This is a genomic window from Piscinibacter sp. HJYY11 (assembly GCF_016735515.1).
Taxonomy (GTDB): domain Bacteria; phylum Pseudomonadota; class Gammaproteobacteria; order Burkholderiales; family Burkholderiaceae_C; genus Rhizobacter.
Map to the genome: position 1 here is coordinate 1,107,441 of NZ_JAERQZ010000001.1, position 22,080 is coordinate 1,129,520.

The following is a 22,080-nucleotide window of genomic DNA, read 5'->3' on the forward strand; positions in this document are numbered from 1 at the left end:
GGATCAGGCCTTGTTCTTGTTGTACACGTCGATGAAGACCGCCGCCAGCAGCACCAACCCCTTGATGACCTGCTGGTAGTCGATGCCGATGCCCATGATGGACATGCCGTTGTTCATCACGCCCATCACGAAGGCGCCGATCACCGCGCCCATCACCTTGCCGACGCCGCCGGAGGCCGAGGCGCCGCCGATGAAGCAGGCAGCGATCACGTCGAGCTCGAAGCCAAGGCCGGCCTTGGGCGTGGCGGTGTTGAGGCGCGCGGCAAACACGAGCCCGGCCAGTGCGGCCAGCACACCCATGTTGGCAAAGGCGAAGAGCGTGAGCCGCTCGGTCTTGATGCCGGACAGGCGCGTGGCCTTCTCGTTGCCACCGAGCGCGTAGATGCGGCGGCCGAGCGTGGTGCGGTGGGTGATGAAGTCGTAGACGAGCATCAGCACCACCATCACGATCAGCACGTTGGGCAGGCCCTTGTACGAGGCCATGAGCCAGCTGAAGGCGATGATCGCGCCAGAGAACACCAGCGTCTTGCCGAGGAAGAACGGGTACGGCTCCTCGTCCATGCCGTGCTTCGCCAGGTGCCGGCGTGCGCGCATCTGCACGGCGAACCACACCGCGGCGGCAATCACGCCGATCACCAGCGAGGTGAGCCGCAGGTTGTCGTCATTGAACAGCTCGGGGATGAAGCCGGAGCTCAGGCGCTGGAACGCGACCGGGAACGGCCCGACCGACATGCCGCCGAGCAGTGCGAGCGTGAGCCCCTTGAAGACCAGCATGCCCGCCAGCGTGACGATGAAGGACGGGATGCGCCTGTAGGCCACGCACCAGCCCTGCGCCCCGCCGATCACGGCGCCGGCGATGAGGCAGACGAGCGTGGTGGGCACCGGGTGCCAGCCGTGCTGCACCATCAGCACGGCCGCCAGCGCGCCGATGAAGCCGCACACCGAGCCCACCGAGAGGTCGATGTGGCCGGCCACGATCACGAGCAGCATGCCCAGCGCCATGATGACGATGTAGCTGTTCTGCAGGACGAGGTTGGTGAGGTTGAGCGGGCGCAGCAGCGTGCCGTCGGTCAGCACCTGGAACAGGCCCATGATGACCACGAGCGACAGCAACATGCCGTACTCGCGCATGTTGGCCTTCAGGAAGTTGCCGTGCTCCTTGCGGGCGGCGGGAATGGCGGCGGGGGCCACGCTGCTCATGCGGCGACCTCTTCTGCTTGGTGGATGGCGCTGCCGGACTTGACGATGGCGCGCATGATTTTTTCCTGGGAGGCTTCAGCCGCGGGGAATTCGGCCACGAAGCGCCCTTCGTTCATCACGTAGATGCGGTCGCACATGCCGAGCAGCTCGGGCATCTCCGACGAGATCATGAGGATGCACTTGCCTTCTTCGGCCAGGCGCGCCATCAGGCTGTAGATCTCGAACTTGGCACCGACGTCGATGCCGCGCGTGGGCTCGTCGAGGATCAGGAGCTCGGGCTCAGCGAAGAGCCACTTGCTCAGCACGACCTTCTGCTGGTTGCCACCCGAGAGGTCGACCACCGCCTGGTGCACGCCGGACGAGCGGATGTTGAGCTTGCGGCGGTAGTCGACGGCGACCGAGTGCTCCTTGCCGCCATCGATGACACCACCGCGCGAGACGGCGCGCAGGTTGGCGAGCGTGATGTTGCGGCGGATGTCGTCGTGCAGCACCAGGCCCAGCCCCTTGCGGTCTTCGGTGACGTAGGCGATGCCTTGCGCGATGGCCCGGTCGATGGTGCTGGTGTCGATGGGGCGGCCGTTCTTCAGCACCTCGCCCGTGATGCGCTGGCCGTAGGCGCGGCCGAAGAGGCTCATGGCCAGCTCGGTGCGGCCGGCGCCCATCAGGCCCGCGATGCCGACGATCTCGCCGCGGCGCACCGCGAGGTTCACGCCCTTCACCACCTCGCGCGTGGCGTGCAGCGGGTGGTGCACGCGCCAGTCGCGCAGCTCGAACACCACCTCGCCCGGGTTGGGCGAGCGCTTGGGGTAACGGTCGGCCATCTCGCGGCCGACCATCAGCCGGATGATGTGGTCTTCGCTCGCGGGCTGCTCGCGGCAGTCGAGCGTCTCGACGGTGCTCCCGTCGCGCAGCACGGTGATGGAGTCGGCCACCTTGGCGATCTCGTTGAGCTTGTGGGAAATGAGGATCGACGAGATGCCTTGCTGCTTCAGCTGCAGCAGCAGCTCGAGCAGCGCCTCGCTGTCGCTCTCGTTGAGGCTGGCGGTGGGCTCGTCGAGGATGAGCAGCTTCACCTCTTTCGCGAGCGCCTTGGCGATCTCGATCAGCTGCTGCTTGCCCACGCCCAGGTGCGTGACCAGCGTGGACGGTGATTCGTTCAGCCCCACCTTCGCGAGCAACTCACGCGTGCGGCGATGCGCCTCGCCCCAGTCGATCACGCCATGGCGTGCGGGCTCGTTGCCGAGGAAGAGGTTCTCGGCAATCGACAGGAGCGGCACCAACGCCAGCTCCTGGTGGATGATGATGATGCCGAGCTTCTCGCTGTCGGCGATGCTCTTGAAGCGGCGCAGTTCGCCCTGGTAGTGGATCTCGCCTGTGTAGGTGTCGCAGGCGTAAACCCCGCTCAGCACCTTCATCAAGGTCGACTTGCCGGCGCCGTTTTCGCCGACGACGGCGTGGATCTCCCCCTGGCGCACGGCGAGGTTGACGTTGCTGAGCGCGTTGACGCCCGGGAACGTCTTGGTGATGCCGCGCATCTCGAGGATGTTCATGGCTTTGGGGATTCAAAAAAGAGCCTGCGCAGACGAATCGGGGTCAGACGCAGGCTCAAGCCGCTTGAACGCCTGGGTTACTTGACTTGCGATTCGGTGTAGTAGCCGCTGCCCACCAGCACCGGCTTCCAGTTGGACGCGTCCACGCTCACCGGCTTCAGCAGGAACGAGGGCACGACCTTCACGCCGTTGTTGTAGGTCTTGGTGTCGTTGATCTGCGGCTGCTTGCCGGCCAGCACGGCATCGACCAGGTCGACCGTGACCTTGGCGAGCTCACGCGTGTCCTTGAACACGGTGGAGTACTGCTCGCCTGCCAGCATCGACTTGACCGAGGGCAGCTCGGCGTCCTGCCCGCTCACCACCGGGAACGGCTGCTTCGGCGTGCCGTAGCCCACGCCCTTCAGCGACGAGAGGATGCCGATCGACAGGCCGTCGTACGGGCTCAGCACCGCATCGACACGCGCGTTGGTGTAGTAGGCCGAGAGCAGGTTGTCCATGCGGGCCTGCGCCACGGCGCCGTCCCAGCGCAGCGTGCCGACCTTGTCCATGCCCATCTGCTTGCTGCGTACCACGAGCTTGCCGCTCTTGATGTAGGGGTCGAGCACCGACATCGCGCCGTTGTAGAAGAAGAAGGCGTTGTTGTCGTCGGGCGATCCGCCGAAGAGCTCGATGTTGAACGGGCCCTTGCCCTGCTTCAGCCCGAGCTTGTCGACGATCGAGTTCGCCTGCAGCACGCCGACCTGGAAGTTGTCGAAGGTGGTGTAGTAGTCGACGTTCTTCGAGCCGCGGATGAGGCGGTCGTAGGCGATGACCTTGACCTTCTTGTCGGCCGCCTTCTGCAGGGCGTCCGAGAGCGTGGTGCCGTCGATGGCGGCGATCACCAGCACCTTGGCGCCCTTGGTGATCATGTTCTCGACCTGGGCGAGCTGGTTGGGGATGTCGTCGTCGGCGTACTGCAGGTCGGTCTTGTAGCCCTTGGCCTGGAAGTACTTGACCATGCTCTGGCCATCGCTGATCCAGCGCGACGACGACTTGGTGGGCATCGAGATGCCGATGAGGCCCTTGTCCTGGGCCTGGACCTGGGGCAGCCAGGCGACGAGGCCGGTGGCGAGCGCCGCGACGATGAGGCGACGAATCTTCTGCATGCGTGTCTCCTAAGGGATGAGGCAAGCCAGACCGGGGCCGCTGCATGGGCGGCCCCGTGACACTGGCTCGTGGTCAGCGAGTGATCAGTACTTGCGCTTGGGGAATTCCTTGGCGGCCACTTCCATCGGGAAGACGCCTTCCTCGGTGACGATTCGCTTCGGGATCGGCTTGCCGGCGACCAGGTCCTTCACCGCGGCCATCAGCTGAGGGCCGAGCAGCGGGCTGCACTCGACCGAGACGTTCAGCTTGCCGGCGATCATGGCTTCGAAGGCGCCCTTCACCGCGTCGATCGAGATGATGAGGATGTCCTTCGCGGGCTTCAGGCCGGCCTCTTCGATCGCCTGGATGGCGCCGATCGCCATGTCGTCGTTGTGCGCGTAGAGCACGTTGATCTTCTTGCCCTCGGCCTTGAGGAAGGCTTCCATCACTTCCTTGCCCTTGGCACGGGTGAAGTCGCCGGTCTGCGAGCGGATGATCTTGAACTTCGGGTCGGCCTTGATGATTTCCTCGAAGCCCTTCTTGCGGTCGATGGCCGGAGCGGAGCCCACGGTGCCCTGCAGCTCGACGATGTTGACCGGGGTGTTATTGCCCTTGGTCTTGTCGACCAGCCAGCGCGCGGCGCGGCGGCCCTCTTCGACGAAGTCGGAGCCCATGAAGCTGACCCACAGGCTGTCGTCCTTCTCGTCGACGGCGCGGTCGGACAGGATGACCGGGATCTTCGCGGCCTTGGCCTCACGCAGCACCGTGCCCCAGCCCGACTCGACCACCGGCGAGAAGGCGATCACATCGACCTTCTGCGCAATGAAGCTGCGGATGGCCTTGATCTGGTTCTCCTGCTTCTGCTGCGCGTCGGAGAACTTGAGCTCGATGCCGGCTTCCTTGGCCGACGACTTGATCGACTCGGTGTTGGCGGTGCGCCATTCGCTTTCAGCGCCGATCTGGCTGAAGCCCAGCACGATCTTCTTCTGGGCAAAGGCGGTCGGCAGCAGGCCGGCCAGCGGAGCGGCCGTGGCGGCTGCGATCAGGGTGCGTCGTTGCAGTTTCATGTTGTCTCCTCGTTGGGATGTCTTGGTGGAATGTTCGGCGGAACGAAGCGGCGTATGGAAGTGAACGTCTTTCGTGGAAGACCTTCTGTTGTGTGACAGCGAATAAATCTCAGGAAAACGTGTAGGCCGTCTTGACGGTCGTGTAGAACTCGGCGGCATAGCGGCCCTGTTCACGCGGGCCGTAGCTGGATCCTTTGCGGCCGCCGAAAGGCACGTGGTAGTCGACGCCTGCGGTGGGCAGGTTGACCATCACCATGCCGACCTGGGCGTGGCGCTTGAAATGCGTGGCGCGCTTGAGCGAGGTGGTGCAGATGCCGGCGCACAGGCCGAAGGGCGTGTCGTTGGCCAGCGCCAGCGCGTGCTCGTAGTCGTCGGCGCGCAGCACGGCGGCCACCGGGCCGAAGATCTCTTCGCGGGCGATGCGGTGCTGCGGCTGCGCGAGGAAGAGCGCCGGGCTCATGTAGTGGCCGCGGGTGTCGCGCTCGATCACCTCGCCGCCCCAGAGGTGCTCGGCGCCTTCGGTGCGGCCGAGCTCCACGTACGACAGGTTCTGCGCGAGTTGATCGCTGCTGACCACCGGGCCGATCTCGGTCTCGCGCTTGAGCGCATGGCCGACACGCAGCGCCTTCACGCGGTCGCGCAGGCGGCTCACGAAGGCGTCGTGCACACCGGCTTCGACGATCAGGCGGCTGGAGGCCGTGCAGCGCTGGCCGGTGGAGAAGTACGAGCCTTGCACGGCGACTTCGACCGCCTGCTCGAGGTCGGCATCGTTGAGCACGACGAGCGGGTTCTTGCCGCCCATCTCGAGCTGCACCTTCGCGCGGCGGGCGGTGGTGGCCTTCAGCACCTGTTCGCCCACGCCCACCGAGCCGGTGAAGCTCACCGCATCGACGAGCGTGCTGTCGAGCAGCGCCTGGCCGACCTGGCGGCCGCTGCCCATCACGAGGTTGAACACACCCGCCGGCAGGTTGGCGCGGCTGATGATTTCGGCGAGCGACCAGGCGCAGGCCGTCACGATCTCGGCCGGCTTGAAGACGACGCTGTTGCCGTAAGCCAGGGCCGGCGCGATCTTCCACGCGGGGATGGCCAGCGGGAAGTTCCACGGCGCGATGATGCCGACCACGCCGACCGGCTCGCGCGTCACCTCGACATCGACACCCGGTCGCACCGAGGCCAGCTTCTCGCCGCCGATGCGCAGGGCCTCGCCGGCGAAGAACTTGAAGATGTTGCCGGCGCGCACCGTCTCGCCGATCGCCTCGGGCAGCGTCTTGCCCTCTTCACGGGCCAGCAGTTCGCCGAGCTCGTCTTTCCTCGCCAGGATTTCGCTGCCGATCTGGTCGAGCGCATCGGCACGGCGCTGTGGCGTGCTCTGGCCCCAGGCGCTGCGTGCATCGGCCGCGGCACGGATGGCCGACTGGGTCTGGCTCGCGTCGGCGCGGCTGTACTCGCCCACCACGTCGGAGAGGTCCGACGGGTTCTCGCTCACGCCGGTGGTGACGCCGTTTTCCCAGCGCCCGTTGATGTAGTTCTTGAAGGTCTGCTGTGCCATGGCGTTCAGAGTGTTTTCACGCCACCGAAGGCGAAGCCGCGCTCGGCCAGCGCCAGCGGGTTGACCAGCGGCGCGCCGAACTCGGGCAGCTCGATCTCGAAACGGTCGCCCGGCTGCACGCGCACGTTGTCGGCGAAGCTCAGCGTGGCGGTGCCGAAGAAGTGCAGGTGCAGGTCGCCCGGCCGGCGGTGCTCTGCGTATTTGAAGTGGTGGTACTCCAGGTTGGCGATGCTGTGGCTCATGTTGGCTTCGCCGGTCTGGAAGGGCTTCTCCCACACCACGTGGCCGTCGCGGCGGATGCGGCTGGTGCCGGCCAGGTGCGAAGGCAGCGCGCCGGTGCGCAGCTCGGGGCCGATGGCGCAGGCGCGCAGCTTCGAGTGGGCGAGGTAGAGGTAGTTCTGGCGCTCGGTCACGTGGTCGGAAAACTCGTTGCCGATTGCGAACCCCAGGCGGCGCGGCTGACCGCTGCTGTCAATGAGATAGAGGCCGACCAGTTCAGGCTCTTCGCCGCCGTCGAGCGCGAAGTCGGGCATGGTGAGCGGCGCACCGGGCGCGGCGACGATGTGGCCGTTGCCCTTGTAGAACCACTCGGGCTGCACGCCGGCGCCTTCGGCCGGCTTGCCGCCGTCGAGGCCCCACTTGAACATGCGCATCGAGTCCGACAGCGTTTCTTCACCGCCCGCGAGCTTGTGGTGCATCGCGTCGCGCGCGGCGGCACTGCCGAGGTGGGTGAGGCCGGTGCCGCTCACCAGGCAATGTGCCGGGTCGGGGTGGGTCACCGGCGGCAGCAGGCGACCTTCTTGTTGCAGCAGCGCGTAGGGCAACGCGGCGCCGGGCGCATCGCGGCTCTCGGCAAAGGCTTCCAGCCCGATGCCACGCGACAGCGCCGCATCGGCCAGCGCATAGCTGCTGCGGAAGCCGCCGACACGGCGCACGCCGTCGGCCGTGACGCGGCCCACGCTGCATGCGTTGTCGTCGTCGATGAACTGGATGAGTCTCATGGAGGGCTGGGGGCTTCGAAAGGTGCCGCATGGTACGTAGCCGACAGATAACTTCCTAATAGAAATTTGCCGGTAACCGATATACGATTTCTTATCAATGAAAACCCCAAGCCTCGTTTCATGACGACGAACTACACGCACTGGTTCATCCGCGCCCGGCTCAAGACACGCCAGTTGCTGCTGATGGTGGCCTTGGCCGAGGAAGGCAACATCCACCGCGCGGCCCAGGTGCTCAACATGACGCAACCGGCTGCGTCGAAGCTGCTGAAGGACCTGGAGGACGTGCTGGAGGTGCCGCTCTTCGAACGCCTGCCGCGGGGCATGCGGCCGACCTGGTACGGGGAAACCATGATTCGCCACGCACGCGTGGCGCTGGCCAGCCTCAACCAGGCGCACGACGAGCTCACCGCCCTGAAGGCCGGCCGCTTCGGGCAGGTGAGCGTGGGCGCGATCACGTCGCCGGGGCTGGTGCTGCTGCCTCCGGCCGTGGCGCTGGTAAAGCAGGAGCACCCGAGCCTCAACATCTCGCTGCAGATCGAGACCAGCGACGTGCTGATGGAGCGGCTCTCGCACGGCAAGCTCGACATGCTCGTCGCCCGGCTTTTCGCCCAGCACGACAAGACCGACCTGCGCTACGAGGTGCTGGCCGAGGAGCCCGTGTCAGCCATCACGCGCCCCGGACACCCGCTGATCAACGTGTCGCAGCTCGGCCTGCGCGACGTGGTGAGCGCGGGCTGGATCCTGCCGCCCACGGGCAGCGTGCTGCGCCACCGCTTCGAGCTCATGTTCCAGGAAGAAAGCCTGGAGCCGCCGGTCAACGTGGTCGAGACCAGCGCCCTGCTCTTCATCACCAAGATGCTGCAGCAGAGCGACATGATCGCGGTGGTGGCGAGCGACGTGGCGCGGTACTACGCCTCGCACGGCATCGTGTCGATCCTGCCGATCGACCTGCCGTGCCACATGGATGCCTTCGGGCTCATCACCCGCACCGACAAGCTGCTGTCGCCGGCGGCGAAGGTGATGCTGAAGGCGCTCAAGAGCACGGCGGTGACGGTGTACGGCTCGCGCTTCGAGCCCTCGGCCGAAGACCTGGATTGACGAGGCTCAGGTCCAGCCAGCGTCGACGGTGAACTCTTGCGCCGTGCACATGGCGGCATCGTCCGAGGCGAGGAACAGCACCATGCTCGCGATGTGCTCCGGCATCAGCTTGTCGGGCAGGCACTGGTTGCGGGCGATCTCTTTTTCGCCCTCGGCGTCGAGCCACATCTTCACCTGCCGCTCGGTCATCACCCAGCCCGGCGTGACCGTGTTGACGCGGATGCGGTCCTGGCCCAAGCCCGAGGCGAAACCGCGCGTGAGCCCGTCGACGGACGACTTCGACACCGCGTAGCACGGGTAGTCGCTGTTCTTTGTCTGCCAACCGATGGAGCCGATGTTGACGATGGAGCCGAAGCCCAGCCGCTTCATGCCCGGCACCACCGACTGGATGGCAAACATCGCCGGGCGCTGGTTGATGGCGATGCGGTTGTCGTAGTACTCGGGCGTGATCTCTTCCAGCGTGTGCCGGTCGTCGCTGGCCACGTTGTTGACCAGCACGGCGAAGTCGCCCAGCGCTTTCGCGGCGTCGGCGATCGCCGATTGCAAGGCCGGGATGTCGCGCACGTCGCAGCGGCGCCACCAGATCCGGCTGGGACCCAGCTTTTCCGCCAGCGTGCGGCTCGACGCCTCGTCGATGTCGACAAAGGCCACGCGCGCACCCTGCGCGACAAAGGCGTCGACCAGCGCCGCGCCGATCCCGCTGCCGCCACCGGTGATGAAGACGGTGCGGCCCTGCAGGCTGGGATAGGTGGCGAGTCGAGAGGGGGAAGGCATGCGATCTCCTGATGTATTGCAATCTTTATATGTCACGAGTTTTTTTCTTTATTTTTCTATTATCAATGTGCCTTGTTAGCATCCGCCGCGTCAAGCGCTATCGCGCCCGAGCCCATAAAAGCACCGAGGACGACAACGAATGGATTCGAAGAAGAAGCCCGACGACAAGCCGGGAGACAAGCCCGTGCGCCGCAGCCAGGCCTGGTTCGGCAAGCAGGACCGCGATGGGTTCATGCACCGCAGCTGGCTCAAGAACCAGGGCTACCCGCACGACCTGCTCGACGGCCGCCCGGTCATCGGCATCTGCAACACCTGGAGCGAGCTGACGCCCTGCAACGGCCACTTCCGCGACCTGGCGGAGTTCGTCAAGCGCGGCGTGTACGAAGCGGGCGGCTTCCCGCTCGAATTCCCGGTGATGTCGCTCGGCGAAACGCAGATGCGCCCCACCGCGATGCTCTTCCGCAACCTTGCCAGCATGGACGTGGAAGAGTCGATCCGCGGCAACCCGATCGACGGCGTGGTGCTGCTGATGGGCTGCGACAAGACCACGCCTTCTCTCATGATGGGCGCGGCCAGCTGCGACCTGCCGACCATCGGCCTGTCGGGCGGGCCGATGCTCAACGGCAAGTTCCGCGGCCGCGACGTGGGCTCCGGCACCGGCGTGTGGCAGATGAGCGAGATGGTGCGCGCCGGCGAGATGACGATGGAGGAGTTCACCGCCGCCGAGTCGTGCATGCACCGCTCCAGCGGCACCTGCATGACCATGGGCACGGCCTCCACGATGGCGAGCATGGTCGAGGCGCTCGGCATGTCGCTGCCGGAGAACGCCGCCATCCCCGCGGTCGACACCCGTCGCCACCGCCTTGCGCAGCTCACCGGCCGGCGCATCGTCGAGATGGTGAAAGAGGACCTGCGCATGTCGAAGATCCTCACGCGCCAGGCCTTCGAGAACGCCATCCGCACCAACGCCGCCATCGGCGGCTCGACCAACGCGGTGGTGCACCTGCTGGCGATCGCGGGCCGCATGGGCATCCCGCTCACGCTGGAAGACTTCGACAAGCTGGGCGCCGAGATGCCCTGCATCCTGAACCTGCAACCGTCGGGCAAGTACCTGATGGAAGACTTCTATTACGCGGGCGGCCTGCCGGCCGTCCTGCGCGAGATCACCTCGCGCCTGCATCTCGATGCGCTGACGGTCAACGGCAAGACACTGGGCGAGAACATCGCCAACGCCGCCTGCTACGACCGCGAGGTCATCAAGACCCCTGAAGAGCCGTTCATGGCCGACGCCGGCATCGCCGTGCTGCGCGGCAACCTGGCGCCCAATGGCGCGGTGATCAAGCCGTCGGCCGCGTCGGCGCACCTGCTCAAGCACCGCGGCCGCGCGGTCGTGTTCGAGAACATCGAAGACTTCCACGCCCGCATCGACGACCCCGATCTCGACGTCGACGAGCACTGCGTGATGGTGCTCAAGAACTGCGGCCCGCGCGGCTACCCCGGCATGGCCGAGGTGGGCAACATGCCGCTGCCGCCCAAGGTGCTGCAGAAAGGCATCACCGACATGGTCCGCATCTCTGACGGCCGCATGAGCGGCACGGCCTACGGCACCGTGGTGCTGCACACCTCGCCCGAAGCGGCGGCCGGCGGCACGCTGGCGCTCGTGAAGAACGGCGACATGATCGAGCTCGACGTGGCCAATCGGCGCCTGCACCTCGAGGTGTCGGACGAGGAGCTTGCGCGCCGCCGCGCCGACTGGCAGGCGCCCCCCGTGCCCAAGCGCGGCTGGTACAAGCTCTACGTCGAGCACGTGCAGCAGGCGCACCTGGGGGCGGACCTCGACTTCCTGGTCGGCAGCAGCGGCGCACCGGTGCCGCGCGAGTCCCACTGACGCCTGCGCGAGGAACAAAGTGGTTACGGCGCGAGCCCGCACAATCGCGCCGCCTCCACTTCGACCTGCCGACATGACTGCCCCGCGCCCCACCTCCGACCTGCGCTGCCTCTGGCCGGCCAACGCCACCCTGGGCGAAGGCACGCTCTGGTCGCCCCGCCGGCAGGCGATCTATTGGGTCGACATCCTCGGCCGTCAGCTGCACCGCTGCGAGCCGGAAGGCGGCCGGCGCACCAGCTGGCACTTCAACGAAGAGATCTCGGCCGTGGCCGAGCGCGCCCACCACCCCGGCCTGCTCGTCACTCTGCGCAGCGGCTTCGCGTTCTTTGACCCCGACACCGGCGCGCTCGAGCCGCTGCACGACCCCGAGCCCCACATCCCTGGCAACCGCTTCAACGACGGCAAGTGCGACGCCCAGGGCAACTTCTGGGGCGGCACGATGGACTTTGGCTGCACCGAACCCACCGGCAAGCTCTACCGCTTCGACGCCGAGCGCCGCTGCACCCTCGCCTTCGACGCGAACTACGCAGTCACCAACGGGCCGACCTGGTCGCTCGACGGCCGCACCCTCTACTTCAACGAAACGGCGAACAAGAAGGTCCACGCCTTCGACTTGGATGTGGCCACCGGCACGCTGTCGAACCAGCGCCTCTTCCTCCGCTTCGCCGACGACGACGGCTACCCCGACGGCATGACCACCGACGCCAGCGGCCGCCTGTGGATCGCCCACTGGGGCGGCGCGTGTGTCACCTGCCATGACCCGGTGACGGCCGAAGAGCTGGCGCGCATCCCGCTGCCGACCGATCACGTCAGCAACTGCTGCTTCGGCGGCCAGGACCTGAAGACCCTCTTCATCACCACCGCGCGCTTCGAGCTGAGCGATGCGCAACTCGCCGCTCAGCCGCTGGCGGGTGCGCTCTTTTCGATCGACCTCGACACCGCCGGCCGCGCGCCGAACCTTTACGCAGGCTGAAGGGATGCAACAAGACACCGTCTGGCTCGAACACGCCGGCCAACGCCTCGGCCTGCTGCCCACCCTGGGCGGCGGTATCGCCGCGTGGCAGACCTGGCACGCGGACACCTGGCACGACCTCTGGCGCCCCTGGGACGGTGCCACGGCCGACCGCTACACCTTCGCCAATTTCGCGATGCTGCCGTGGACCAACCGCATCAGCCGCGGCGGCTTCGAGCAGGCGGGCCACTTCCACCCTATGGCGCCCAACCGCGCCGGCGAGCCCTATCCCATCCACGGCGACGGCTGGTTGCAGGCCTGGCGGGCCGAGCGGCCACGCGTGAACACGCTGCGCCTGTCGCTCGAGTCCAAGCACCACGACGGCAACCCGTACCACTACCGCGCCGAACAGGTCTTCACGCTGCTCGACGCCGGGCTCGACCAATCCATCCACATCACCCACCTCGGCGCCGAGCCCCTGCCCTATGGCACGGGCCTGCACCCCTACTTCCCGCGCACACCCGGCACGCGCATCACCACCTCGGTGAAGGGCGTGTGGCTCAGCGGCAGCGACCCGCTGCCGACTCGCCACACCGAGGAGATCCCCGCCGACTGGGACTTCAACCGCGGGGCGCCCGCGCACGGCAGCTTCGTCGACAACTGCTACACCGGCTGGTCGGGCGAAGCCCACATCGACTGGCCCGAACACGGCCTGCGCGTGACGATGCGCGACCTGGCCACACTGCGGCGCGGGCGCAACGACGGCTACTGCCTGATGTACCGACCACCGCAGGGCAACGCCTTCTGCTTCGAGCCTGTCACCCACCCGATCGACGCCTTCCACCTGCCCAGCCGTCCGGGGCTGCAGGTGTTGGCGCAGGGCGAAACGCTGAGCCTCGAGGTGCAGTGGCGCGTGGAGAAATCGACGCGCTGAGCCCTGGCCTCGCGGCGGCGAACCGATTCTGCGGCCAAGGTCTTGCAGCGCTCGCTACGATGTGCGCCACGGGCGGCGTCTCCGCCCAAGCGTGCTCCCACCGATGATCGAGAAGTTCCTGGCCGGCGCCACGCTGGCGGTGTGCGTCGTGTTCATGCTCCGGCTCGTGGCCGGTGCGCAGCGCCGGGCTGCGCTCGACGCCTGGGCGCGCCTCACCTGGCTGCGCCTGAAGCACGGCTGGCTGCAGCTCTACCACTGGCGCAGCTCGCGCAAGAGCGCCGAGCGCCTGGCCGAAGAGGCCATCCGCCGCGCCCGCGACGACGGCCACTGGGAAGGCAACGTCTACAAGCCCAAGTCGTTCAGCAAACGGCCGCCGCGCGACAAGATGCACTGAGGGCCGCCGAAGCGGCTCAGAACGCCCGGCCGAGCGTGAAGTAGCCGCGCGTGCCCTTGGGAGCGTCCAGGCCCTGAGCCAGGCCGATGCGCACCTGGAAGCCGAGCGCGTAGAGCAACTTGAGGTCGGCCAGCACTTCGACCCCCACACCGCGGCTGTAGTGCAGCGGGCGGTTGCCGGTGTCCCACGCGCCGCCGATGTCGAAGAAGGCTGCCGCCGACACGCGGTTGATGCCGACTGCGGGCACCATGAAATGGCGGTCGATGTCGGCAATGGGCGTGCGGAACTCGAAGCTCGTGACGCGCGCCTTGCGGCCCAGCAGCACACGCTCGTTGCCGCGGTAGCCGCGCAGGGTGATGTCGCGGTTGTTGAGCGCGAGGCCGAACTGCAACTGCGGGTCGACCGCACCGCCGAGCTGGAAGGGCTCGGTCAGGCCTTCGGCCCAGGCCTCGGTGTGGCGCAGCGCGATCACGCTGCGGCCCACCGGCACGAAGCCGCGCCAGTCGAGGCGCACGACGTCACCGTCGTAGTCGTTGCGGCCGTCGCGGGCGAACGGGCGATAGCTCTCGTAGAGCAAGGTCGCCTTCTGCCCGCGGTTGTCGCCTTCGGACCACCAGCCGCCGCCGGTGGTGTCGTACTCGAACAGGCCGGCGAGCATGCGCTCGGTGCGGTTGACGGGGGCGTTGAAGGCCTCGGGGTGCACACGCTCGACATGGTCGAGCGCCGCACCCACGCCGAACAGCACGCGCCGGTCGAGGCGCAGCCACGGCACCACGCTCAGCCACTGCGCGCTGGTGTTGCGGTCGAAGGCGCGCACGTCTTCGGTGTCGTCGCCGTTCACCCAGGCACGCGGCGTGAGGGTGCGCTGCAGGGTGAAGACATGCTGGTCGCGGAAAAGGTACTGCACCGCGCCCACCGGCTCGTGCTGCGTCACCTCGTACGCCAGGGTGGCGGCGTACTGGTGCCAGCCGAGCGCGTCAGCCCCGAACACGCTGGCGCCCACGCTGAAGAGCCCGCGGTCGCTCGAGCTCACCGGGAACCACGCCCGCGGGTAGACGGAGCGCAGCGCGCTGTAGGAGCGGCCGGCACCGAGGACGGGGTTGGTCACGGCGGCCGGCGCCGGCGCCGGCGCTGACGCTGCAGTGGCGGCCGGTGCGCGCTCGAGCGGCGCCGCCGTGCCCAGGCGACGCAGTTCGAAGCCGCCGGGCGCGACCACGGCCATCGCGAGCGAGCCGTCGTCCTGCGTGCCGCCTTGAGCCGTCACGCGGGTGTGGGTGTGGCTGAGCTTGACCCAGGCGCCCCCTTCCAGGCGATAGACGTTGAAGACGCCATCGCGCACGGCGATGAACTCCAGCCCCTTGGGGCCGTGCACCAGGCCGTGCACCGGCGCGTCGTGCGTGAATAGCAGGCGAGGCGCCGGTGTGGGCTGCGAGAGGTCGAAGGCGTCGACACGCCATGCACCCGCGCGCTTGCTCGCCACGGCGAGCTGCTGGCCATCGGGCGAGACGGCCAGGTCGATGAGGTTGATCTCGCCGGGCGGCTCCCACAGCACACGTTGCTGCCGTCCTTGTGCATCGAGCTGCACCAGGCGCGTGATGCCCTGCCCCTGCTGCAAGGCGACGATGCCGCCACCGGCCTGCACGGCACGGCGCAGCCGCGCGCAGTGGGTGAGCTGGCGCAGGTCGCCATCGGCGTCGACGCGGTAGACGTCGTAGGCGAGGTAACGCCAGTTGCACACGTCCGGCTGGCTCAGCAGCACCTCGCCCTTGGCGTTGACGTGCAGTTCGGCGTTGCCGTTCACGTCGGCGAGCACGGTCTGCTTGCCGTCCTTGGCGATCTTCACGAGCTTGGCATGGTGCAGGCCGTCTTCCAGCACCGCCAGCGTCTCACCGCCCGGCAGCGCGGCGACCGCGCCCACGCCGAACATCGGGCCGGCGAGGCGCTCGCCTGCCACCTCGGCCTTCTGCTTCAGCGGCTGCGAACGTTCCCGCACCTGCTGCTGCAGGTCGGCGAGGAACTCAGCCCACAGCACGTCGAGCTGCTTGCCGGTGGCCTCGTACGGGCTGTTGTGCAGGCGTGGCCAGAACGGCGGGTTGCCGCTGTAGTGGTGCACGACCTTGGTGACCGACTCCTTGCCGTAGCGGCGGGCGAGGAAGTCGAAGAAGTAGGCGCCGTAGAGGTACGACTTCGACAGCGGCAGCGCGCGGCCATTGGCGTTCAGCTCGCGCAGCGACAGGAAGCCCCGGCCCGCCTCGGCACGCAGCCAGGCTTCAAACACCGGCCCGCGCAGGCGGCCGCGGCCGGTGCCGGGCTCGCTCTCCTGGTAGACGGCCAGGCCTTCGACCATCCAGTTCGGCTGAAACACGTTGGGAAAGAAGAACGGCTGCCGGCCGAAGATGCTCTGCAGCACGCTCGGGAAGCCGCGCACCTTGTCGAGGTGCACGGTGTGGGTGAACTCGTGGGTGATGAGCAGCTCGAGCCAGTCGCTGTTGTCGAGCAGCTCGCCCGAATCGGGCGGCGCCATGTAGACGCCGATGATGTTGTAGGGAAGCGGGGTCGAGAAGCCGTTGGCCAGGTCGTACTGGTCGATCAGCAGGATCTCGGTGCGGCCGCGCGGCTCCCATTGCAGCGCCTGGGTGATGCGCGGGTACACCTGCTCGGCGATCCGGGCGACCCGCTCGGCCTGCGGACGCCACGCGGCGCGGTAGTTGATGCGGAAGTGCGCCGTGTCGGCACTCTGCCAGTCGGGTGCGGGTTCGATGCTCTGGGCAACTGCAGCGCTGCATGCCCACCAGCATGACAGCAGGAAAACGAGGGTCCGGATCCAGGACATAGGGTCTCCACGGGGGGTGGTCTGCGTTTTTGTCGGGCGCAAGGGTACAGGACGACGGGCGCCCGGCCGGCGTACGCCCCTGTGACAGGCCGTTTCGGGGGCCTAGAGATGACGCGCCAGCGCCACGGCCAGCGCCTTGGCGTTGGCCCCGCTGATCATCTCGTCGTGGTCGCCGGGGGTGACGTCGATCTCCAGCCGGCGAGCGACCTTGCGCCACACCGGCAACGGGTCGCCGGGGCTGGGCCGCGATGCGCGCAGGAAGACCACCCGCCCTCCATAGGGCTCGGGCCGGTACTCGCGCAGTGCCACGAGCATCGCGCCACGCGTGCGGCGCAGGGCCGGCGGCAGGTTGGCTTCCTTCAGCACGTCGCCCACCAGTTCGGGGTGCTTGGGGGTGAGCCCGAGGGCCACGCGCCAGCGGTCGCTCAGCACCATCGCCTTCTTGTGCAGGTAGTCGATCTGGCCGCGCAGGGGCAGCGAGCGCAGCCGGCCCCAGGTCACATTCAGCCAGCCGGAGCAGTAGCGCGCCCATTCCCACAGCGGCAGGTAGCGGCCGTGCACGTGGGTGTCGATCAGCGTCACGAGCTCGACCGTCTCGCCGGCGCGGCTCAACTGCTGGGCGATCTCGTAGGCCACCAGCCCGCCGAAGGAATAGCCGCCCACGGCATACGGCCCCTCGGGCTGCACGCGCCGCATGTGGCCGATGTAGTCGGTGGCCATCTCGCGCACGCTGACGTAGGGCGCGTTCTCGTCGCCCACCGCCCGCGCCTGCAGTCCGTACACGGCGCGCTGGGTGTCGAGCGCACGCAGCACCGCCCACAGTTCGAGGAAGGTGCCGGCCAGGCTGTGCACGAGGAAGAACGGCCGCCCACTGCCGGGACGCAGTTGCACGAGCGGCACGGGCAGGTCCCACGCGGCCTGGTCCATCACCGCTGCCAGCTGCCGGATGGTCGGCGCCTTGAGCAGCGTGCTGGGCGCCAGGCGCTGGTCGGTGGACAACTGGATGTCGGTGAAGATGCGGGCGGCCAGCAGCGAGTGGCCGCCAATCTCGAAGAAGTCGTCGTCCAGGCCGATGGGCGAGAAGCCGAAGATCTTTTCCCACAGCGCCTGCAGGTAGGCCTCGTGGTCCTGGCGCGAGCGCCAGCCGGGCGCGGGCGGCGGTGGCAACGGTCCGGCCGGGACGGTGGGGATGCGCAACGTCGGCTCGCCGCGCAGGGCGCGCAGGGAGCCGGGGTTGAGCAGGCGCCGCATGTCGACCACGGGGCGGTCGTTGACCACGTCGCGCAGCGCCGCCACGCACACGCTGCCATCCGTCAGGCGTGGCAGCTCGGGCACCTGGAGCACGAGGTCGGGCACGTGCGCTGGCGAGGCGGCTTCGGCAAAGCGGCGGCGCATGCGGGCGATCAAGGAGCCGTCGAGGCTCGCGCCTTCGCGAAGCGCCAGCAGCAGCACGGCACGGCCTTCGCCGAGCTGGCCCGTCTGCTGCTGCTCGACCACAGTCGATTCACGGATCTCCGGGAACTCGCGCAGCAGGGGCAGCAGTTCGGCCGGCGCGATCAGCGACCCGCGCACGTTCATGAGCCCGTCGACGCGGCCGCGCTGCAAGAGCGCGCCGTCGGCCGCCCGCTCCACCCGCTCGCCGCTCGACCAGGCGCCAGGTGTGCGCTTCAGGTAGGTCTCATGGAAGCGCGTGCCGTGCGGGTCGTCGAGGAAGCCCAGCGGCCGTGACGGGAAATGCGCATGGCAGACGAGTTCGCCTTCCAGCCCGTTGCCGCGGTCGGCCACCCGCACGCCCAGGCCCAGGCTGTGGTTGTCGTCATGGTCGAGCGCCGGCCCGGCACGCTGCAGCAGCAGGCAACCGAGCAGGTCGGGGCTCATGCACAGCGCCTGCAGCGGCACGGGCTTGACCTTGTCATGCACCCAGCGGGCCGCGGCGTCGTCGAGCGTCATGCCTGTGTAGAACACCGACTGGAGCGCGCTCAGGCCGAACTCGCGGCCAGGGGCCAGGTCGGCGTGTTCGCCCAGGCGGAGGTAGGACGCATGGGCCACGAAGATCGTGGCGCCACCTTCCTGGGCCACGCGCCACAGCGTGCGTGCGTCGCGCACCGGGCCGTCGTAGAGCACGATGCAGGCGCCGCTGGCCAGGCTCGACAGCTGCCACAGCCACAGGGGCGAGGCGACCGAGGCCGGGGCAAACACCCGGCTGTGGCCGTCCATCCCCAGGTGCAACCGGTGCTCCTTGACGTGCTCGAGCAACACCCCGCCCGCCCCGTGCACCAGCGATTCCAGCTGCCCGTCGGCCCCTGCCGTGCGGGTGATGTAGAGCGGCTGGTGAAACGGGAACCGCGGCCAGGCGTCGGGCTCGTGAATGTCGGGGACGCTGGCCAAGGCCGCGGAGAGGTCCATCACCGGCAGCCCGAGCGGCGGCAGCTGCGCGGACGCATCGTCCAGCACCATCACCGCCTCCAGCGATGGCAGCGCCTGCACGACTTGCGCCACGCGTTCCGCCAGCGGCAGGCCGGTGTCGTGCGTCATGGTCCCGGCATGGGCGAGCAGCAGCCGGGGGGCGAGTGACTTGAACCGGGCGCTCATCAGCGCAGGGCCCATTTCCGGTGAAGCGAGCGCGAGGCTCGCACCGACGGCAGCCACGGCCAGCACCGCGACCACGGCACGTGCATCGCTGCGGGGCACCAGCACCACACGATCGCCTTCGGCCACACCGCCCTGGCGCAGCGCCTCCGCGAGGCGGGCCACACGCCGGCGCAGCTCGGCACGGCTCGTGCGCTCGAGGCTGCCGTCGGCCAGGCAGGTGACGACCGCGATCGCGTCGTCGCGCTGGCCGTCACCGGCCAGCAGGTTTTCGGTGAAGTTGAGCTTCAGCCCCGGGAAGTAGTGGCCCTGGTCGTCGTGAAGGCGGCGTTCGTCTCCGCTTGCGATCAACCGGGCATTGCGCCAGCAGGCCTGCCAGAACGCATCGGCATGGGCGGCGGGCGCGGCCACGCCGCGCGACGCGGCCAACGCGCCCAGCCCCGACTCGCCTGCCATGCCTGCTCCTTGAAAATTGCACCGCGAGCATCGGACGCGGGCGCGCAGATTGCCAGCGGCGGGGTCGCCAATTTCTTGTAGGCAATGGCCTACAGACATGTCGCGGGACCGCCACGCACCGTGGCCACGGGCATGGTCAGTTCTTGCTATGCCACGACACGGTGACAGGCCTGCTCCCCTGGGAAACTGCGAACGAGATCCCGAGGCCGCCCTGGCGACCCCGTGCCTCGGGGGTGTTAGCCCTTTTCGGGCTCCCTCTACATTCCGCGCACCACAAGGAGGAAAACATGAAAAGAATCGCTGCCATCGCTTTCGCGCTGCTGGCCTGCACAGCACAGGCTCAAACGTTCCAGGCGCGCGACCTCACCGGTGACGGCGTCACCGACGCTTTCTACGACAGCGCCCACGACCTGACGTGGCTGGCCGATGCCAACCTCTACGCCACCTTGGGCGGCCCCGCCGATCGAGACCCGCGCAGCTTCATGGGCGGCGTCCTTGCCTCGGGGCAGCTCCGCCTGAGCACGGCCATCAGCTGGGTCGACTCGCTGGTGGTGGGATCGGTGAGCGACTGGCGCCTGCCGGAGCGCGTCATACCCGAGGGCTATGTGCCGAGCGCCTCGTGTCCCCTGGCCTGCATCCAGTCCGCGCCGCTGTACGGGCAGTTCCCGAGCGAGCTGTCGTTCCTGGCCGGCGTGACCGGCCTGTTCTCGAACGTGATGAACGGGAACTACCTCAGCTGGACCTCGGACATGGCGTGGCAGGAGCTGCGGAACATCACCACCGGCAGAAGCGTCCTGTCCAACGAAACCAGCCTCATCACCGGCTATGTGCTTGCCGTGCGCAACGGCGACGTGGGCACGGCCGTCACGGCAATCGCCGCCCCGGTGCCTGAACCACAGACCTATGCGCTGATGCTCCTCGGGCTTGGCGCGGTCGGCGCGGCGTCACGCCGCCAACGCTCCCGCACGCCCAGACCCGCATGACCAAAAGCAAAACGGCACCCGCGGGTGCCGTTTTTTTGCGTTCATCCGGTGGACTGGTGGGCGGTGCAGGGTTCGAACCTGCGACCCCTGCCGTGTGAAGGCAGTGCTCTACCGCTGAGCTAACCGCCCAATCCGACGGGAAGCCGCAGATTATGCCACAAGCGCACGCCACGCCGTCTTGCCGCCGGAAGACTTGTCGAGCTCGGCGAGGATGCCCTCGTGCGCCGCGATTTCTTCATCGTTGGCCACGAGCACGGGCAGCTCGAACTGGCTGAAGTCGATGGCCGCCAGCACCAGGTCGGCTTGGGCCGCCTCGGTGGCGTCGATGACCAGCGAGTCCTGGCCGCGGGTCATGTTGATGTAGACCTCGGCAAGCAGGCCTGCGTCGAGCAGCGCGCCGTGCAGCGTGCGGTTAGAGTTGTCGACCTCCAGGCGCTTGCACAGGGCGTCGAGCGAGTTCGACTTGCCAGGGAACATCTCGCGCGCCATCACCAGCGTGTCGGTGACGCTGCCGACGTGCTCGGTGAACTTGCCGCGACCCAGGCGCTTCAGCTCCTCGTTGAAGAAGCCCACGTCGAAGCTTGCGTTGTGGGCGATGACCTCGGCACCGGCCAGGTACTCCAGCAACTCGTCGGCGATGGACGCGAAGAGCGGCTTGTCGGCCAGGAATTCATCGGTCAGCCCGTGGATCTTGACCGCGTCTTCGTGGTTGGGCCGCTCGGGGTTGAGATAGAAGTGCTTGTTGTTGCCGGTCAGCCGCCGGTTGACCATCTCCACGCAGCCGATCTCGATGATGCGGTCGCCCGACTCGGGGCTGAGGCCGGTGGTTTCGGTGTCGAAGAAGATCTGTCTCATGCCTTGGCTTTCTGCTCGCGCTGACCCGCCCACCACCACCAGAGCGCGCCGCCGAGCAACATCGGCACGCACAGCCACTGGCCCATGCTCAAGCCCAGCGGGAGGTTCTCGAGGCCCTTGTCAGGCTGGCGGAAATATTCGGCGATGAAGCGGCATACGCCATAGCCGACCACGAAGGCCGCCGCCACCTGCCCAGGGGCCCTCTGCTTGCGGCCGTAAAACCAGAGGAAGACAAAAAGCAGGACGCCTTCGAGCGCGAACTGGTACAGCTGCGACGGGTGGCGCGGCTGCTCGGTGCCCGATTGCGGAAACACCATCGCCCAGGGCAGGCTCGGGTCGGCGAAGCGGCCCCACAGCTCGCCGTTGATGAAGTTGCCGATGCGTCCCGACGCCAAGCCCGTGGGCACGCACGGGGCGATCACGTCGAAGGTCTGCAGCACCGGCCGCTTGTGCGTCCACGAGTAGATGGCCAGTGCTGCCCCCACGCCCAGCATGCCGCCGTGGAACGACATGCCGCCCTTCCACACCGCGAAGATCTCGAGCGGGTTCTGCAGGTAGTGGCCGAGGTTGTAGAACAGCACGAAGCCCAGCCGCCCGCCGATCACCACACCGAGCACGCCGTAGAACAGGAGGTCTTCGACATCGCGGCGCGACCAGCCGGCATTGGCGAACCAGGGCTTTTTCACCCGGACCGACGCCAGCCAGAGAAAGAGCCCGAAGGCGACCAGGTAGGTCAACCCGTACCAGTGGATGGCGACGGGGCCGATCTGGAGGGCGACAGGGTCGAACTGCGGATGGGTGAGCATGGACCGGCGAGTCGGAAGCGGAAAGC

17 protein-coding genes and 1 tRNA gene are annotated in these 22,080 nt (G+C 67.8%); 6 read left to right on the top strand and 12 right to left on the bottom strand.

Annotation, left to right across the window (positions count from 1 at the left end):
* Positions 1 to 3: 3 nt before the first annotated feature.
* The 6 genes from mmsB to araD1 form a co-directional block, all read right to left on the bottom strand.
* Positions 4 to 1,200 carry a multiple monosaccharide ABC transporter permease gene (gene mmsB / locus JI745_RS05045; RefSeq protein ID WP_201804303.1) on the bottom strand — a complete coding sequence of 399 codons (1,197 nt, stop codon included), beginning with the start codon at positions 1,198 to 1,200 and terminating at the stop codon, positions 4 to 6.
* On the bottom strand, positions 1,197 to 2,750 hold the full coding sequence (gene mmsA / locus JI745_RS05050; protein WP_201804305.1) for a multiple monosaccharide ABC transporter ATP-binding protein: 1,554 nt from the start codon (positions 2,748 to 2,750) through the stop codon (positions 1,197 to 1,199). Before mmsA ends, mmsB begins: the two co-directional genes overlap by 4 nt.
* 77 nt (positions 2,751 to 2,827) lie before the next feature.
* Positions 2,828 to 3,895, bottom strand: coding sequence for a multiple monosaccharide ABC transporter substrate-binding protein (chvE, locus tag JI745_RS05055; RefSeq protein ID WP_201804307.1), 1,068 nt, complete (start codon positions 3,893 to 3,895; stop codon positions 2,828 to 2,830).
* 84 nt (positions 3,896 to 3,979) lie between these two features.
* The gene (locus JI745_RS05060) at positions 3,980 to 4,942 is read right to left on the bottom strand and encodes an ABC transporter substrate-binding protein (RefSeq protein WP_201804308.1); all 963 of its coding nucleotides are present in this window, start codon (positions 4,940 to 4,942) and stop codon (positions 3,980 to 3,982) included.
* 109 nt (positions 4,943 to 5,051) lie between these two features.
* A complete protein-coding gene (locus tag JI745_RS05065) occupies positions 5,052 to 6,491 on the bottom strand; it encodes an aldehyde dehydrogenase family protein (protein WP_201804309.1) in 1,440 nt (479 codons plus the stop codon).
* 5 nt (positions 6,492 to 6,496) lie between these two features.
* Complete coding sequence (gene araD1 / locus JI745_RS05070; protein ID WP_201804311.1) at positions 6,497 to 7,492, bottom strand: AraD1 family protein; 996 nt, start codon at positions 7,490 to 7,492, stop codon at positions 6,497 to 6,499.
* 120 nt (positions 7,493 to 7,612) lie between these two features.
* Between araD1 and JI745_RS05075 the strand changes: the two genes are divergently transcribed.
* Positions 7,613 to 8,590 carry a LysR family transcriptional regulator gene (locus JI745_RS05075; RefSeq protein WP_201804313.1) on the top strand — a complete coding sequence of 326 codons (978 nt, stop codon included), beginning with the start codon at positions 7,613 to 7,615 and terminating at the stop codon, positions 8,588 to 8,590.
* Between the two features lie 6 nt (positions 8,591 to 8,596).
* Here JI745_RS05075 and JI745_RS05080 read toward each other — a convergent pair whose 3' ends face one another.
* The gene (locus JI745_RS05080; protein WP_201804314.1) at positions 8,597 to 9,364 is read right to left on the bottom strand and encodes an SDR family NAD(P)-dependent oxidoreductase; all 768 of its coding nucleotides are present in this window, start codon (positions 9,362 to 9,364) and stop codon (positions 8,597 to 8,599) included.
* A 139-nt stretch (positions 9,365 to 9,503) separates the two neighbouring features.
* On the opposite strand from JI745_RS05080, the gene JI745_RS05085 reads away from it, so the two are divergent.
* From JI745_RS05085 to JI745_RS05100, 4 genes are all read left to right on the top strand, one after another.
* Positions 9,504 to 11,252: an IlvD/Edd family dehydratase gene (locus JI745_RS05085; protein WP_201804316.1), complete on the top strand. Its 1,749-nt coding sequence runs from the start codon at positions 9,504 to 9,506 to the stop codon at positions 11,250 to 11,252.
* A gap of 73 nt (positions 11,253 to 11,325) precedes the next feature.
* Complete coding sequence (locus JI745_RS05090; protein ID WP_201804317.1) at positions 11,326 to 12,225, top strand: SMP-30/gluconolactonase/LRE family protein; 900 nt, start codon at positions 11,326 to 11,328, stop codon at positions 12,223 to 12,225.
* A gap of 4 nt (positions 12,226 to 12,229) precedes the next feature.
* Entirely contained in the window at positions 12,230 to 13,138 is a 909-nt protein-coding gene (locus JI745_RS05095; RefSeq protein WP_201804318.1) for an aldose 1-epimerase, read from the top strand.
* Between the two features lie 103 nt (positions 13,139 to 13,241).
* Positions 13,242 to 13,532: a hypothetical protein gene (locus JI745_RS05100; RefSeq protein ID WP_201804319.1), complete on the top strand. Its 291-nt coding sequence runs from the start codon at positions 13,242 to 13,244 to the stop codon at positions 13,530 to 13,532.
* A gap of 16 nt (positions 13,533 to 13,548) precedes the next feature.
* Here JI745_RS05100 and JI745_RS05105 read toward each other — a convergent pair whose 3' ends face one another.
* Positions 13,549 to 16,365, bottom strand: coding sequence for a hypothetical protein (locus JI745_RS05105; RefSeq protein WP_201804322.1), 2,817 nt, complete (start codon positions 16,363 to 16,365; stop codon positions 13,549 to 13,551).
* 102 nt (positions 16,366 to 16,467) lie between these two features.
* On the bottom strand, positions 16,468 to 19,410 hold the full coding sequence (locus tag JI745_RS05110) for a thioesterase domain-containing protein (RefSeq protein ID WP_201804324.1): 2,943 nt from the start codon (positions 19,408 to 19,410) through the stop codon (positions 16,468 to 16,470).
* 287 nt (positions 19,411 to 19,697) lie between these two features.
* Here JI745_RS05110 and JI745_RS05115 point away from each other — a divergent pair, with 287 nt between their 5' ends.
* A complete protein-coding gene (locus JI745_RS05115) occupies positions 19,698 to 20,393 on the top strand; it encodes a PEP-CTERM sorting domain-containing protein (protein WP_236674907.1) in 696 nt (231 codons plus the stop codon).
* 54 nt (positions 20,394 to 20,447) lie between these two features.
* Here JI745_RS05115 and JI745_RS05120 read toward each other — a convergent pair.
* The 3 genes from JI745_RS05120 to lgt form a co-directional block, all read right to left on the bottom strand.
* Positions 20,448 to 20,522: transfer RNA gene (locus JI745_RS05120), tRNA-Val, on the bottom strand.
* A gap of 21 nt (positions 20,523 to 20,543) precedes the next feature.
* On the bottom strand, positions 20,544 to 21,248 hold the full coding sequence (gene dnaQ, locus JI745_RS05125; RefSeq protein ID WP_201804326.1) for a DNA polymerase III subunit epsilon: 705 nt from the start codon (positions 21,246 to 21,248) through the stop codon (positions 20,544 to 20,546).
* Positions 21,245 to 22,054 (bottom strand): prolipoprotein diacylglyceryl transferase, encoded by an 810-nt coding sequence (gene lgt, locus JI745_RS05130; RefSeq protein ID WP_201804327.1) that lies wholly within the window; start codon positions 22,052 to 22,054, stop codon positions 21,245 to 21,247. The genes dnaQ and lgt overlap by 4 nt, the downstream gene beginning before the upstream one ends.
* Positions 22,055 to 22,080 lie beyond the last annotated feature (26 nt).

Coding starts and splice junctions, on each gene's coding strand:
- lgt (WP_201804327.1), bottom strand. CDS start 22,054: ATGCTCACCCATCCGCAGTTCGACCCTGTCGCCCTCCAGATCGGCCCC.
- JI745_RS05065 (WP_201804309.1), bottom strand. CDS start 6,491: ATGGCACAGCAGACCTTCAAGAACTACATCAACGGGCGCTGGGAAAAC.
- mmsB (WP_201804303.1), bottom strand. CDS start 1,200: ATGAGCAGCGTGGCCCCCGCCGCCATTCCCGCCGCCCGCAAGGAGCAC.
- JI745_RS05110 (WP_201804324.1), bottom strand. CDS start 19,410: ATGGCAGGCGAGTCGGGGCTGGGCGCGTTGGCCGCGTCGCGCGGCGTG.
- JI745_RS05080 (WP_201804314.1), bottom strand. CDS start 9,364: ATGCCTTCCCCCTCTCGACTCGCCACCTATCCCAGCCTGCAGGGCCGC.
- JI745_RS05085 (WP_201804316.1), top strand. CDS start 9,504: ATGGATTCGAAGAAGAAGCCCGACGACAAGCCGGGAGACAAGCCCGTG.
- araD1 (WP_201804311.1), bottom strand. CDS start 7,492: ATGAGACTCATCCAGTTCATCGACGACGACAACGCATGCAGCGTGGGC.
- chvE (WP_201804307.1), bottom strand. CDS start 3,895: ATGCAGAAGATTCGTCGCCTCATCGTCGCGGCGCTCGCCACCGGCCTC.
- JI745_RS05090 (WP_201804317.1), top strand. CDS start 11,326: ATGACTGCCCCGCGCCCCACCTCCGACCTGCGCTGCCTCTGGCCGGCC.
- JI745_RS05075 (WP_201804313.1), top strand. CDS start 7,613: ATGACGACGAACTACACGCACTGGTTCATCCGCGCCCGGCTCAAGACA.
- JI745_RS05060 (WP_201804308.1), bottom strand. CDS start 4,942: ATGAAACTGCAACGACGCACCCTGATCGCAGCCGCCACGGCCGCTCCG.
- dnaQ (WP_201804326.1), bottom strand. CDS start 21,248: ATGAGACAGATCTTCTTCGACACCGAAACCACCGGCCTCAGCCCCGAG.
- JI745_RS05095 (WP_201804318.1), top strand. CDS start 12,230: ATGCAACAAGACACCGTCTGGCTCGAACACGCCGGCCAACGCCTCGGC.
- JI745_RS05115 (WP_236674907.1), top strand. CDS start 19,698: ATGAAAAGAATCGCTGCCATCGCTTTCGCGCTGCTGGCCTGCACAGCA.
- JI745_RS05100 (WP_201804319.1), top strand. CDS start 13,242: ATGATCGAGAAGTTCCTGGCCGGCGCCACGCTGGCGGTGTGCGTCGTG.
- JI745_RS05105 (WP_201804322.1), bottom strand. CDS start 16,365: ATGTCCTGGATCCGGACCCTCGTTTTCCTGCTGTCATGCTGGTGGGCA.
- mmsA (WP_201804305.1), bottom strand. CDS start 2,750: ATGAACATCCTCGAGATGCGCGGCATCACCAAGACGTTCCCGGGCGTC.